Origin of the sequence: Paenibacillus sp. GM2, from assembly GCF_900069005.2 — a bacterium.
Taxonomy (GTDB): Bacteria; Bacillota; Bacilli; order Paenibacillales; family Paenibacillaceae; genus Fontibacillus.
On sequence record NZ_LN831279.1, the window covers coordinates 309,182 to 323,310 of the forward strand.

General features: G+C 40.3%; 12 protein-coding genes. 10 read left to right on the plus strand and 2 right to left on the minus strand.

Annotated features, from left to right (window positions below; translation table 11 throughout):
- Positions 1–94: 94 nt before the first annotated feature.
- Complete coding sequence (locus BN1360_RS11285) at positions 95–244, minus strand: hypothetical protein (RefSeq protein ID WP_157259344.1); 150 nt, start codon at positions 242–244, stop codon at positions 95–97.
- A gap of 447 nt (positions 245–691) precedes the next feature.
- Here BN1360_RS11285 and BN1360_RS11290 point away from each other — a divergent pair, with 447 nt between their 5' ends.
- From BN1360_RS11290 to BN1360_RS11305, 4 genes are all read left to right on the plus strand, one after another.
- On the plus strand, positions 692–1,681 hold the full coding sequence (locus tag BN1360_RS11290) for an exodeoxyribonuclease VII large subunit (RefSeq protein WP_068779941.1): 990 nt from the start codon (positions 692–694) through the stop codon (positions 1,679–1,681).
- A 173-nt stretch (positions 1,682–1,854) separates the two neighbouring features.
- On the plus strand, positions 1,855–4,899 hold the full coding sequence (locus BN1360_RS11295; RefSeq protein WP_068779942.1) for a metallophosphoesterase: 3,045 nt from the start codon (positions 1,855–1,857) through the stop codon (positions 4,897–4,899).
- A gap of 700 nt (positions 4,900–5,599) precedes the next feature.
- The gene (locus tag BN1360_RS11300) at positions 5,600–6,481 is read left to right on the plus strand and encodes a copper amine oxidase N-terminal domain-containing protein (RefSeq protein WP_068779943.1); all 882 of its coding nucleotides are present in this window, start codon (positions 5,600–5,602) and stop codon (positions 6,479–6,481) included.
- 75 nt (positions 6,482–6,556) lie between these two features.
- Positions 6,557–8,941, plus strand: a complete 2,385-nt coding sequence (locus BN1360_RS11305; protein ID WP_068779944.1) for a CARDB domain-containing protein — start codon at positions 6,557–6,559, stop codon at positions 8,939–8,941.
- Between the two features lie 158 nt (positions 8,942–9,099).
- Here BN1360_RS11305 and BN1360_RS11310 read toward each other — a convergent pair whose 3' ends face one another.
- On the minus strand, positions 9,100–9,210 hold the full coding sequence (locus BN1360_RS11310) for a putative holin-like toxin (protein ID WP_197070091.1): 111 nt from the start codon (positions 9,208–9,210) through the stop codon (positions 9,100–9,102).
- 152 nt (positions 9,211–9,362) lie between these two features.
- On the opposite strand from BN1360_RS11310, the gene BN1360_RS11315 reads away from it, so the two are divergent.
- From BN1360_RS11315 to BN1360_RS11340, 6 genes are all read left to right on the plus strand, one after another.
- Positions 9,363–9,788, plus strand: a complete 426-nt coding sequence (locus tag BN1360_RS11315) for a prepilin peptidase (RefSeq protein WP_068779945.1) — start codon at positions 9,363–9,365, stop codon at positions 9,786–9,788.
- 203 nt (positions 9,789–9,991) lie between these two features.
- Positions 9,992–10,357, plus strand: a complete 366-nt coding sequence (locus tag BN1360_RS11320) for a hypothetical protein (protein WP_009225510.1) — start codon at positions 9,992–9,994, stop codon at positions 10,355–10,357.
- A complete protein-coding gene (locus BN1360_RS11325; protein WP_068779946.1) occupies positions 10,354–11,601 on the plus strand; it encodes an FtsZ/tubulin family protein in 1,248 nt (415 codons plus the stop codon). Before BN1360_RS11320 ends, BN1360_RS11325 begins: the two co-directional genes overlap by 4 nt.
- A 97-nt stretch (positions 11,602–11,698) precedes the next feature.
- Positions 11,699–12,340: a hypothetical protein gene (locus BN1360_RS11330; RefSeq protein WP_068779947.1), complete on the plus strand. Its 642-nt coding sequence runs from the start codon at positions 11,699–11,701 to the stop codon at positions 12,338–12,340.
- A gap of 241 nt (positions 12,341–12,581) precedes the next feature.
- Positions 12,582–13,595, plus strand: coding sequence for a replication-relaxation family protein (locus BN1360_RS11335; RefSeq protein WP_068779948.1), 1,014 nt, complete (start codon positions 12,582–12,584; stop codon positions 13,593–13,595).
- A 39-nt stretch (positions 13,596–13,634) separates the two neighbouring features.
- Positions 13,635–14,123, plus strand: coding sequence for a hypothetical protein (locus BN1360_RS11340; protein WP_068779949.1), 489 nt, complete (start codon positions 13,635–13,637; stop codon positions 14,121–14,123).
- Positions 14,124–14,129 lie beyond the last annotated feature (6 nt).

The window sequence follows — 14,129 nt, forward strand, 5'->3', positions numbered from 1 at the left end:
TTTTTTTATTTCTAGTACCATGATCTATATGAATCATGGTTGTTGCGAGGTGGGAACTACAAGCACTAATTAAAGTACAAGAAAAGGAGAAGTCCTACAATGATAACAGGTGGTCAAACAACGCCCTTACTAAAACGTTCCAATCACCGATTTCAGCACGATTAATCGAATCCGCAAAAATAATGAAAGTCTTGCGTTTATACTCTTCAAATTTATCCTTTTCTTGTTTTTCCCAGTTGTCCATACCGATCCCCCTATAATTTATGTGAGCAGGTTAAAATTCTTACACGCACTTCAATTTTTTATTACGTGTTCATTCCATTACCCGTATGGTTGCCCATAAATCTGCACCAGTACCAGAGTATGCAGTGCCGGGATAATATTGAACGTATCCCCAATTAGGGTTGGTTCTCCTTTATTGCCTTTGCTATGTAAGTCAGCATTATCTCACCTCCCTATTATCAAATCACATATAATTACATGAATTCCTTCTTTTTGTATGTATTTTGGATTATCTTTCTCTCATCTCTTCGAGATAGTCCTGAGGTCTGAAAATAGGTATATAGATTCATTAAAACAGCAGGAAAATGATTCCTTGTGGCGAAAATACATACTTAAAGTCAGATAATGTTGATTTTTTAGTAGTATATGGTTTCTTGGTGAGCATACATGAACTGGAGTAGATACTGAAATGAGTAATTCTCTTTTATCTAAGGACAAATTATCAGAGGCATATAAGAGAGAACTGAAAGAAATCAGGAATATCGTTGGGAATTCCTTAGAGCAACGAAAGTATACCATTGTTGCTGAGGTTAAGTTCATTAATGAGGGTAAGTATGGGACAAGCTTTGTTACTGTTTTTGATGAAGATGGTACAGAGATTCAAATGAAGGTGGCAGAACAACTTGCTTATGAACTTGAGCGTGAGAAAACCTACATATTCTCCGGTCACTTTGAAGTCGGTTACTCAGAGAAGTTTGGTGCTCTTCAATTTAAACCACAGCAAATTGAAGTATTTGGGAGCAGCTTCAGGACAATGCAACAGCATATTGCTTCAAGAGAACTTATTGAAAGTCAATACCTGAATAAATACAAAGATGATTTTTCTTCTTTTATGGGAATGCAGGAATGTCATGTGGCCCTGGTTACCTCAGCCCAATCAAAGGCAATTCATGATGTAGAGGAAGTTTTTAAAAGGCGGCAAGGTATTGTGTACAGCCTATATGAGGTGAAACTAAAAAATCCTAAGAGTATTGCTACAGGAATATTTGAAGCATCAGAATCTGGTTGTGATGTGGTAATGATCGTTCGCGGCGGAGGTAAGGATACTGACTTTCTTGTGTTTGATAGCATTGAGGTCTTACAGGAAATTTATAATTCCCCAATACCAGTAATTACCGGTTTAGGACATACGAGCAATTTTACACTTGCTGACCAGGTAGCGGATCGCTGTGAAACAACTCCAACTAAGGCAGCACAGTTTCTAGTAGATAAACTGGGCCAATATAGAAATGACACTAGATGTATGGTTCGAGAGCTAGGCATGCCATATATATCAGACAAGGAGACAATGAGTCATTATATTGGATCAAAGACTAACTGGAAGGGAAAAATAGCTCTATTAATTGTAGTAGTAGTCATTTTCATTGCAATGATCACAATATTTACTAAATATTCCTAAAATATTGATTTGACGGAACGTTGGGGAGAAATTTCTAGTAAATCTGGTTTAGAAGTGCTGAATAATACCTTGGTGATAGGTTCATTGCACTCTTTTTAAAAAAAAGATGATGTATATCAAGCAAATATTGATTGAAAATTAGTGCAAAAAATATATTAAGGAGAGACAAGCCATTGAATATATTATTTTTACATTTGAGTGACATTCACCTGGAAAGTAGATTTAGTTTAAACCCTTTTCATTTGAAGAAGATTGTCGATGCTGTCAGATCCCAAAAACCGTTTGACTCAATATTTTTAATATTATCTGGCGATATAGCTAATTCAGGTAAAGCTAATGAATACGATGTGGCTTACAAAATGGTTGGAAGGCTGATAAACAGTATAAAAGAAGAATGTGATTATCATGATAAGATATACATCTTGATGGTTCCAGGAAATCATGATGTTGACATGTCAGATTCTCCACTTCGTACTAGTGATCTTGTTGAATTGAGTAGGAATGGTGGATACACTAAACAGATTGATGCTGAATTGCAGCGCCAATCTAATTTCTTCAATTTCGCAAAGCGCAATAATTTATTTTTAGAAAACAAATTATATTATCAGAAATTATATAAACTAGATACTAACTTTACTGTGGAAGTTAATTTGCTAAACAGTGCTATATTCTCTACTTTGGAGGAAGATAAAGGGCTTCATTATCTTCCACCGGATGTTATTCAGAGTATAAACAATCCTACTGGTGCCGATTTCGTTCTGACCGTAATGCATCATCCAACTGATTGGTTTCTTGATTCAACGATGCAAGAGTTGGAAAATGTTCTTTATTCAAAAAGCAGCTTGATTTTTTATGGTCACAAGCATTATCAGGGAACTTCAAAGGTATTAAATCAATATGGAGGAGAGGCATTTTTACATGCTGGAGGTTGTTTAAGTGAAAAGAGAGATTGGAGCAACAGTGAGTTCCTAATGGGAAAATTATGTGTAAAAAGAGATGGGAAGAACGAACATAACTACTCCTTGAAAAACTACAAATGGAATCAGCAACAAAGACAATACGAAGTTACTTTTGCGAACGATTATAAACTTATTCATAAACCATCTACAGAACGAACACTTGTTATTAGTTCAGAATATCGTTTAAAACTGCTTAATGATCTCAAACAAGAATCGTCTAGTGACTTTACCAAATACTTTGTATTTCCACGGATTGAGAGCGCTGAATTATCAACTGGCCAAAGTAATGAATTTCTAACAGATGAAGAATTCGTAAATGAGATATTAGCTAAGAAGAAAGTAATGATTTATGGGCAGTATAATACCGGGAAAACTACGTTATTAAAATGGTTGTTTCTATCTTTATCAGAAAAAGGATACACGCCGGTGTTTTGTGGAACAGAGAATCTGAAGGGAAATCCTAATAAGATTTTGAAAAACTGCTTCGAGGATATTTACGGTGAGAACCCATCTGATTTTCAGAGATTCCAGCAGATACCTACTGAAAAAAAGGTGTTTATAATTGATGATGTAGATCTTCTTGTGTCGGATCATTTTGAAAGACTAATTGAGGCAGTAAAAAATGAATTTTCTTATTTTATTTTTTCCTCGAAAAAAAACTACAACTTAGATGTTATTGAGCAAATGAAAGAATTTCTGAAAACATCTGATTCCATTTTCAAATATGAATTAACAATGTTTTATGCAGACAAGAGAACTGAATTAATAGAAAAATCAGTAGCATGTCACATAACAGAACCTGCATTAAAAAATAAAATTGTGCGTAGCATTTCCGATACAGTAAACTCTCAGAAAAGACTTATCAGACTGGACCCCGATTTTATTTTAAAATATGTGTCGTATTATTGTAAGAATGTTGGAGACGCTGCTTCACGAACTACAAATGTTTTTAGTAAGGTATTCGAGGCTAATTTGGTAAATGCACTTAGTAGATTTAAGGCAAAAATTTCTGTTGAAAAAGCATTTATGTTGTTATCGGCAATAGCATATAATGTTCATTTTCAAAAACAATATCCAATACCAAGCGAAATGATCTTTAGATGTATTGAAAACTACAACCAAGAATATGGTACTAATGTAAATGTAAATGAAGCGCTTGATTTGCTTATCAAATCACAGATATTAACGCCTCTAGCTGATGATGAAAATTCATATGTATTTTCCAATAATAGTTATATAGCTTTTTTTGTAGCACGTCATTTAAATATTCAATATCACGAAACAGGTAATGATAAAGATTTACAATACATCATTAAGAATGCTTGTTTCGGGATGAACGGTGACATATTATTGTTCTTAACCTTGATCACAGATAATGTTCGCATTCTTAGATTCATATTAGAAATGGCTAATAATTTTACCGAAAGTTGGATCGAATTCAGATTAGATAACATCCCTGACTTTATGAAGTGGAGTAAAGATCATAAAGTAGAACTTCCTGCTGCTGATGCGACTACACAACACCAAAAGTCTGTAATTAAGGATGAAAAATCAACGCTGAGTGAAATTGAAGTATTAAATATATATGATTACTCCGAAGAGGAAGCAGAAGAGTTTGGAAATAAATTGATAAGAGCAATCCAATTGTTATCAATTGTTGCAAGATGTCTTCCAATTTTTGAACATCTGATGAGGAAAGAGGAAAAGGAAAGCTTTGTTAAGCAAATCTATGAATTACCTAATAAGATATTCCATGTTTGGGTTACTAAAATAGACGAAGAAGCTGAGAATTATGTAAACTATTTCAAATACCATTCTGATAAGCAATATATTAAACAAAAGCCTGCTAAAACTAAGGATCTTATTCAGGGGCTTCAGTGGATAGCTATGTCTTTCTTATTGGAGTTATACAAAGTATCAATGAAACAAGCTGTTAAGGAGCACACATTTAATTATATTGCTATTTATCCGGAAAGATGCGAGACTAACCAACTATATGAATTACAAAAACTTTTTGCCTTAGAGTTTGAGGGAAGTGCTAACGATTTTGTAAATGCTGCGATAAAAATGAATGATGCTGCTAAGGAGCCCATACTTAAAGTTATGATAAAACGTCTTGTTGCGAATGCAGCCATCTTTAAGGAAATGGATTATAAAGAGACTCAGAGACTTAACGAGGCATTTTTTAAAAACAATCCTGCTTACCGTACAAAATCGATAATAAGTCGTCAAAGATACAGAAAAAGAAGGGGTGAATAACATGTTGGTCCTGCCCCAACTGGTCGTTCCCCGTTATAAAAACGACCTATTTACAACGGGGGGAAGGCATGTCATCTAGCCACGCTGATGTTATTCACCAATTTATATTATTCACTTCAGCATGTACCTTATACACGGAGATCATCTTCACATTCATCTTCGGTTCTAATAAGCGAACAAATGATCTTGCATTTTCTCCTCATAAGGTATATAATGGTATTAACTTAATGGCGAAGCTGTAAAGTAAAATATGGAATTATTTAACAGTATCAATATCCTCTCTTAAGAGGGTATTTTCTTTTAGCGAGCATGTGGTGATACAGTGAGCGAGATGATAAGTAATGACAGAAGTAGACTTCGGTGGCCTATAAAGAGGATTTGTACAAGTTATTGATCATTTGAATGAGCGAGATCAGAACATTGCATAGTACCTAATTGACTATTCATAGAGATTGTTTGCTTGTCGCGCAGCTATATTTATAAATGACAAGTTTTTAGCTCCATCGACCTCAGTCGGTGGAGCTTTTTGCATTTTATAGAGGCAAAGTAAAGGGAGGGTAGAATTAATTGGAAGCAATTGAGTGATATTGTCATTTGGATTATAATGGAATCTATGTTGTGTATTCGGAATTTGAAGTTTTTTTGGAAATCAATAGGGTATGCGAATACCCCACTAATTCAGAAAAGGGAGTGTAGAAAAATGTTTAAAAAATTAGGACTTGTTTTAATGTCTACGGTTATGCTGCTGGGGATGGCATTGGGATCGGCTTCGGCGGCCCGGACAGTTTATGTTCAGGTTGATGGAAAGAACGTGAGCTTTCCAGATGCGAAGCCTTACGTTGAGAGCAATAGAGTATTGATCCCGGTTCGGTTTGTATCTGAATCGCTGGGGGCGAAAGTGGATTATAAGAAGGAGACTGTTGGTAAGAGAGTAAGCCGGACGGTGTACGTGACTCTAGGTGATAAGAACATTAGCTTGGAGGTCAACAGTAAAAAGGTACTGGTGGATGGCAGTATCGTAACCTTGGACGTTCCAGCCCGGGTTAAGCAAGATCGCGTGTTTGTACCGCTGCGGTTTGTATCGGAGGCATTGGGTGCTACGGTGGAATGGAAGTCCAGTCAAAGCCTTGTAAGCATTTCTACTGGTAAAGCTGTAACTGATCCTGATCCGGTTCCGAGTGATGATAACATGTATAGCACTGACTTCCAATGGAAAGCTGGCTATACGGAGCTGGCGAAGGAACTGTTTGTTGACAATATGAAGGCGAGCAACGGCAAGCTGACGTTTACCCTTCCCCAAGGGGCTAAAGCTCAATATTATGCAGAAGATGGCGATTCTACTGAACTTACACCAGGAAAAACCTATACCTACCCTATTGGGAAGGGTAACGGCTTTGTTTCTTTTGCGAAGGTTTATCCTGGGAGAGCTGAACAGGAAGGGTATACGGTGAATTTAGATGGTGCATTCAACGAATATTTGGTGGAACTATTCGGCGAAACTGATGAAGTAATTGTGATTAACTCTGGTAATTTCTCTGCATCACTGTTACCTGAAGTGATTTCATTTGCAAAGGAACTGTAATTTAATTTATTTTCGAGAGTCTGCGGTATGCTCGCAGGCTCTTTTTGCATTCATTTTTTTGAGGGAGGCGCAGAAATGAGAAGAAAAATAGCTTTAATTTCTGTGATGCTATTCATGATGGTTTCTATGGTGGCATCTGCCGCAGGAATACCGATGCTAAATGGATATGTAAAGTGGGAATATGGTGAAACAGGGGATCATTTCGTAGGCTATATCCCTGCATTAGGAGAAAAGGTGTCTGATAATCCATGGAAACTGTATCAATGGCAAGGAGTATTCACCTTTGCAGATGGTCAGAAGCAGATTATGGACAATTACGACGTGTTTGCTGTGAAGGAAAAACCGGGCGATCCGGTATTTTCCGATAAGAACGGATTTGGACTTACCTATAAAAGCAAAGAAGCTGTTGGGGAGCTATTTGACGCTGTATGGTCAGGTCATATGGATGTATCTCAGAAGCAACAGCAATACTTCCGGGATACTTTTACTGTACGTGGGATAGATTATGATTCTGATCATGACTACTTCTATACGCTAAATACTCGGCATTTCTTTCTCCGAACATCCGGCATCGTCAGCCGAATGGGTATCCAGTTTGACCGAACCCAAAAGGTTGATGGAAAAGGTCATGCATACTTTAATGTCACCACTTGGCCTACCTTGAAAGTCACACAAGGCGAGGAGCTAACAGTAAGCTTCACAACTGCTGGGGTTAATAACAGTCTGCGCCAAGTGGATGTCTATGCGTTGCCCAAAGGTGCATTCCCTGACATGACCAAGCGTGTGAAGCTTACCTCAATCACCACAACCGATACTGAGTACAGCAATACCGTTAAGATCGCCAGTAAAGAGCTGTCACGTGTACTTGGAAAAGAGGTAGACATTATCGTAGATGATGGCTACGGACGTACTCAGATTGAGAGTGTGACATTGGCAGATGATCTGAATATGGATTATGTTCCAACAAAACTGACGCTAACTGAAGGTGGTCAGCTTTGGGTCAAGTTCCGTTATGACGGTGATGAAGACATTATCTCCAGTGACTATGCAAGTGAACGCGGAATGCCGATGATAGCAAAGGTTACAATCGGCGGTGCGGTTTCTACCAACTTTAACCTCTCGTCCATGTACAAGGATTTGCCAGAGCAATTCACTGTAGGGAAAGAGTACAGTTATATGCTTGGCAAGATCGAGATCAGCGATGATCCAGGCACATATTACATCAAAGCAGATGTCACGATAAACAACCCAAATCATCCAGACAGAGCGCTGGAATCACCGAATGAGGCGTACCATAATAACGAGATCAAAGGTGGCTGGACGATCGAGCGCAAGGGGGCGGCGAACGATCTGATCGCCCAATCCATTACCGCCAGCCCATCGGCGCTGACTGTAGGTCAAACGTCTACCGTGACAGCAAAGGTGAAGAATGTAGGGACTACGGATGTTTCCAATGTCCTGATACGCTTCATGGAAGATGGCAAGAAGACCATCTATGAAACCAGAAAGAACATGCCTGCTAATACGCCGATTACTGTAGGCGGCTTCAAGTGGACAGGAAATACGGGTATCCATACCTTAAGCGTTCATGTAGACCCCGAGAAGGAAAAACAAGATAAAGATCGTTCTAATAACGTAGCCGTTACTGGTTGCTCTGTAACCAAGAATGGCGGCGATGCTTATTGTGATACCACGAAGCCGGAGGCAACGTGGGATGTGACATATCCATTGATTACTGGCTATCCAACCAAGACCAGAACGGTGTCTTGGACGGACTCAGAAGGTAAACGACATACTTCTACGGAAAGCTACACGGATTACAGCGACCCGATTTGGGAGAATCGAAAAGTAACCTATAATGAAAAGCTTACCGTTTCGGCTGAACTGAATACAAGGCAGGGAATTCCTACAGCCCCGCCTTGGAAGCCGGAAGAAGAGAAGGAATCAGATCGTGAAAGCCGAGGTTCGTGGGAAATCATTCCTTGGGCTGAGGAAAATGGCTTGAATCCAAATGAGGTTACGCGTGCCGGTTATGGTGTAGAGATCAAAGCAACGACAAAATACACCACAGATTGGGAAACCAAAGTCCCTAAAGGCTTAGAAGGGACGGCTAAACCCATTGGGGGTGAGCTAAAAGGGCCTACTGAGGTTAGGGTCTATATTTGGGACACCAACGGTGATTATGTGACCAGCATTGGTCTAGTTAAGACAGGTGGAGATGATAAAACAGCAACATGGGAGCTTCCAGAAGAGCATTTCAAATCGAAGTTTCTTGACATATATGAACGAAAATTCTATACGGATGTCAAAGCTCCCGATGGAGAGTATACGTTTAAAATTGTAGCCATGCACGCTGGACAGAATGACTTATCCTCTTGCATCATCAAGAAAATAACCATTTACGGTAGCATGTATGATGATTGGCAGACGAAGCGAGATACATCGGAGTGGTACAAATAAGGGCATTGCATGTATGTAATTTCAGATTTATAATAAAAATAAGAAAGGGGCGGCGGTAACCGTCCCCTGCAACAGCCGCTTTTAAGGGCGGTTCGGCATTAAGAAAAGATAATGCTTATTAAGGAATAAGACCGAAACCTTTTCTCAGGAGGGGCGGTCTATTTCTTTTGGTTAAGGATCGCTAAAACAATTGTAACTACCAGCGTCAGTAGCGCGATAATTAGCGAACTGAAACCGATCATAATTGTTAAAGCGTCTTTAACTTCCATGGCATCACCTCCCTTCCGAGAGGTTAGCCGACCGCCCATATAGCCTTTCTGTTGCAGTTTTAATTATATCATAGACGACCTCAAGCAGTCTCTTCGGAGGCTGCTTTTTCTATTAGTAGAGGGTTAGGTAGTAGAGGGTTAGGAGGAAGAACATGAACAATTTACTGGAGTCGATTCCGCTGATAATTCTGTTAGGGGTAGCCACGTATACAGATTTGCAGTATAGAATCATACCTGATTGGTTGAGTGGTATAGGAATTGGATATTTTCTTATATTTCGGCTATTCCATAATGAACAACCTTTTTATTATTTGCTAGGTGTTTTAATTGGAGCAGGCTTGCTTTATGTATTTGCTGTCTTAAAACCTGATTCATTTGGTGGTGGAGATATTAAGCTAATGGCAGTGGTAGGTATGGCTCTTGGCTGGCAGCAAGCAATGTTATTTTTGATTATTATGCTCACGTTTGCTTGGTTATTTGCTATAGCTTTCAAATGGGCTAGAGGTGGAAGAAAAAAACTTCCATTAGCACCGTTCTATTTAACGGCATATTTTCTATTTATAATTGGAGGAATATGAGTTATTGAAAAAATAGAAGAACTTTGGATGTATTTTTTAGTAGATGAAAATGATCGTGTAGTAGAGCAAACCATGCGCAAAATGTTAGAAGAGCAACGTAGAAGATTGATAAGAAGATGAACAAATACCGTTCAATAGCCTCTACCCTCAATTGGGTAGGGGCTTTTTTTGTTTTGCTAAAGGTTGAAGGGAGGTAGACGATCTTGATGAGCAGAGAAGCCATTTTGGATGCGCTACTATCGGCTACTGCTGAGAACGAAAATATGATGTGGATGTTGGCAGCACTTAGAATGGCAGAACGACCTGTACAGAAGGAGCAGCTAAGGGATGTAACCAACGCCTTGTACAAAAAGATACATCCTGATGTAGAGCAGGAGAAGTTGCCGATTAGATCAAGGCATTTGCTGGATGAAGCGGCAGCGATGTTAGAAGGAGCATCGCTGGTTCAGGTAGCTGAAGTAGCAAAATCCAAGCGATACACATTATCCCCATTAGGGGAAGAACTACTCAACTATAGGCAATATAAGCTGATGCAAGAACGAATCAAACGAAAGGGAGCGGAGCAATGAATATCAGTTTGAAGTATGGTTTTCTGGGGTTAGGGATGGGAGGAACTTCAATTGCTCATGCATGTGCTGGGATGCGGTTATCTGCCAAAAGTGAGCAGCGTCCTTATACGGCCTTATTGATTAACAGTAATGAGATGGATCTTCTCAAACTGCCAGATTATCCGAATATTAAGAAAATCAAGCTTCCTGGATTTGAACGTGGGGTAGGTCGGGATATTCAGCTTGGGCAGGAAGCATTCAATGTTCACAAGGAAATTATTGCAAAGACACTGCAGAGCTACTTTAATGACCGGGATTACATTTTCATCTGCTGTGGTTTAGGCGGTGGTACAGGAACAGGTGCGGTTATTGAAGCTGTTCGTCTGCTTCATGGAAAGGGCTTTGCAGGGCGATTTGGTTTGTTGCTTACGTTGCCACGTCGAGACGAAGGTCGGAAGGTTCTAGACAATGCCTTGCAACGTCTGCAAGTGATTAAGCGGGCGATGCAAGGCTTAGGAGCGATTGTTGTAGTGGACAATGAAAAGCTGTTCCAAACTGGCTTGAATAAAAATCAGAGTGTGGAGGATTTCATGAAATCATGTAATCGCCATGTGGCACGGCTGCTCCACGATCTGAACACAGTCACAGCCAGCTACAAGCCATATGGTAGCTATCACTTTGATGCTTCGGAATGGTTGAACATGCTTAAGACAGGTGGCTGCTTACACATTGGTAAGTGCATTCTTTCCGCTCAGGCTGTTGACCTGGCTTCTCCAGTAACCTATATGGAAGCGATCAAGCAGAGTGTGCTAAACGGGGAGTTGTCAGCCGGTTACGATCTTCAAGACGCAACAAGCAGCGCAGTTAGTATTGTAGCCGATAGTTCTACGGCAAGGCGTTTGTTCACTCATGCTTTTGTGGAGCAGATTCAATCATTCCTGCACGAGAGTACCCCGATTTTGGATGAGAACCCTGTGGCTACCTATGTTGGAGATCAGCCTGGGCAAGTAACAGTGTATAGTGTGTTTGCAGGGTTAAATTTTCCCGACAGCGTGAAAACATTGACGGAAGAGCTGGCCGAACTGGAGCGCAGAGCGGAAGAACGAAGCCAGAAGACAGATACCATTGCAGAGGCGCTAGCACGAGTCAAGCCTAGGGATAAGAAGGCAGCTGTCGATCTGGAGGCGTTGCTTGAAGATGATCCTGCACCAAAAACAGCCCAAGAGAAATCTGATCCCTTTGATTTTCTAAACAGTCTGAAGTGATACGCTTCAGATAAGCCTTTGTACAGCGGATAATGCGGCAGATAAAAGTGACAAGTGATGCACATATAAATTAAAACCAAAATGGAGAGTGAATCAGATGTCGTTTTGGGAGCAGCGTACTCGAAAAAGAACTGAAGAGTTGGAGGAGATGTACAAACAGGCAGTAGAGCTTTCTTTCAAATTAGGAACGGCTTTATCAGAATGGAGGACGATGCTGCCAGAAAGTACCTCTCCTGATCCGAAGGCGTATCCACCATGTATCTATAGAGCGTACATGCTGGGAGATAATCCAGTTTATCAATTCTCGTATCAAGGGATGTTGCCTCTTTATCTGAGAGACAAGCATTACGGCAATCAAATTAAGGACTACTACACTCAAGCTACTATTCAGGCCATAATGGAAACAGTAGCGGCTTCCCAAACAGAAACTCCTGTTCTGAGTTCGGCCTTTATTTATATCTGTCATTTTTTTGAGGATTTATTGATTCGTGACCTAGACAATCGTAACCGTAGCGCAATAATAAACGCGATTCGATATGCTGGATTGATCAAAGATGATTCGTGGAAGGAAATAGAAATTATGGAATCGGGATTCTTGGATGTGAAGCGTAAAAACCATGTTCAAGTCTTTGTTACACCTTCCCAAAATGCTATGAAAATGATTGAAAATATTCGTGAAAAGTATCGGGCCGGCCATGATTTTTCGGGTATGTTTGAACCCGATAAACACCCCCTATGAGTTGAACCCGTTATTTTCAGAAAGAACTTCTTAGAAATAAGTGCTGGATATTGGATTGTACCCGATAAGAAATCAAGGCTGGAGCGGAAAGGTGGGAAGAGGCTACCGCGAAACGCAGTTGAGCGTTAGACTCTGAGCACCCCGTCCTACGCCCCCCGTCCATTAACCCATAAACCGTCCCTGACAAGACGATGTGTCTTAGAATGCGGGGCAGTAAATTTCCAGCAGAAAGGAGGTAAACATGCCAAGACAACGTGAATGGACAGACCGGGACCTGAGTATATTGCAGGAACTGTATGAACTACGGGAAATGACGAAGAAGCAAATTACGATGAAGCATTTTGCCAGTGAGAAGTACGCACATAAACGGTTATATATCATGAAGAAGGAAGGACTCATAACTACGAATGTGTTTGGTAAGAGAACCGCAGGTCGAACAGTCACGGCGGCGTATGTACGATTAACCGAAGCGGGAATGGATTTGTTAATAGAACGCGGCTTATTGGACAGCAAGAACTATCGAGCAAGGGATTTGGGGCTGTCAATTCAACAGCGGCAGTACATTACGGATGCGAACGAGCTATTCGTGCAGATCCCCGAAGTGCCGTATATGGACTCTCGCCAGATCAAGCGCAAATACAATCTCAACCGTGGTAATCTAACGGTCGGTGGATTCAGAAGTGACAAAGGGGATTATATGATCTACATCCTGATGCCCGATGCCAGGGAACAAACGCTAGTCAAGATCATCAACGAGATCAAGAAGCACATGAAACTGCGAGGATTCCTGGTGTATTACAAGAGCGTATCCGTAAAACATGCTTTTGAAACCATGAGTGAGAAGCTAAATTTAGTTACAGGTGGCATTCCGGTTCACTTGCTGCCGTTCAATGAGTGGGGGATTCAAATCACAAGGGAATACATCCTGACAAACACGTTTTTAAGGCTACAGAAATTGCTTGAACCGTATGGAGAACTGAAAGAAGTTGGCCATTCCAGCAAATACGGATTTGAATACGGGCTGGTGCAAAAAGAACGGATTGGTCCGTGGAAAGACCCCTATGTCATCGAACTCCTGACGATGAACATGATGACTTTGAAACGATGTTTAACCAACTACTCCATAGGTGTAAGCCAGACAGCAGGACGAAGAGTCCTTCTTTTTTGTTATGAGGATGAAGTTGAACACTACAAGCAGGAGTTATCAACCGCAGCACATGTGGATATTGTGGGTATTTCAAAGAATTCCCTTTGAATTCATTTGAACGAAGATTTGAAAGGAAACTTATATGCCATGATCAGATTCGTAAGCTTATTGCTCACTCTTGGCGGGTGGGCTTATTTGTATTGGCGCTTACCGGGTTGGTCGTTATTTATTCCTTGGTCACTTAGCATCGTCGGTTTAATCATCTATTTATACGGCTGGGTGTTAGAACGGAAGAATAAGCTAATTTACTTCTTCACCAGCCTGCTTTGGATTGGGATAGCGTTGTGTCTCAGACTGAAAGAGGAGATTATAGCGACTCTATCCTTTCCGTTTTCGATAACAGGAACCGTGCACACAGCCTTTATAGCAGCACTCATTTTGTCCTCGTTCCTTACTTTTGCCAATTACAGACTCGAACACAATTTGAAAAACCGTCGAGGCAATGTGAGCAAGCAACAACTTGTCCATGTCAAACCTACGGCAGCCGATCGTTGGAAAAGTTTTAAACGTCTATTTATTTCCTCCAAGACAGAGATTCGGCTGATCTTGGGTGAAGAAATACCTATGAAGGATTGAGGTGAG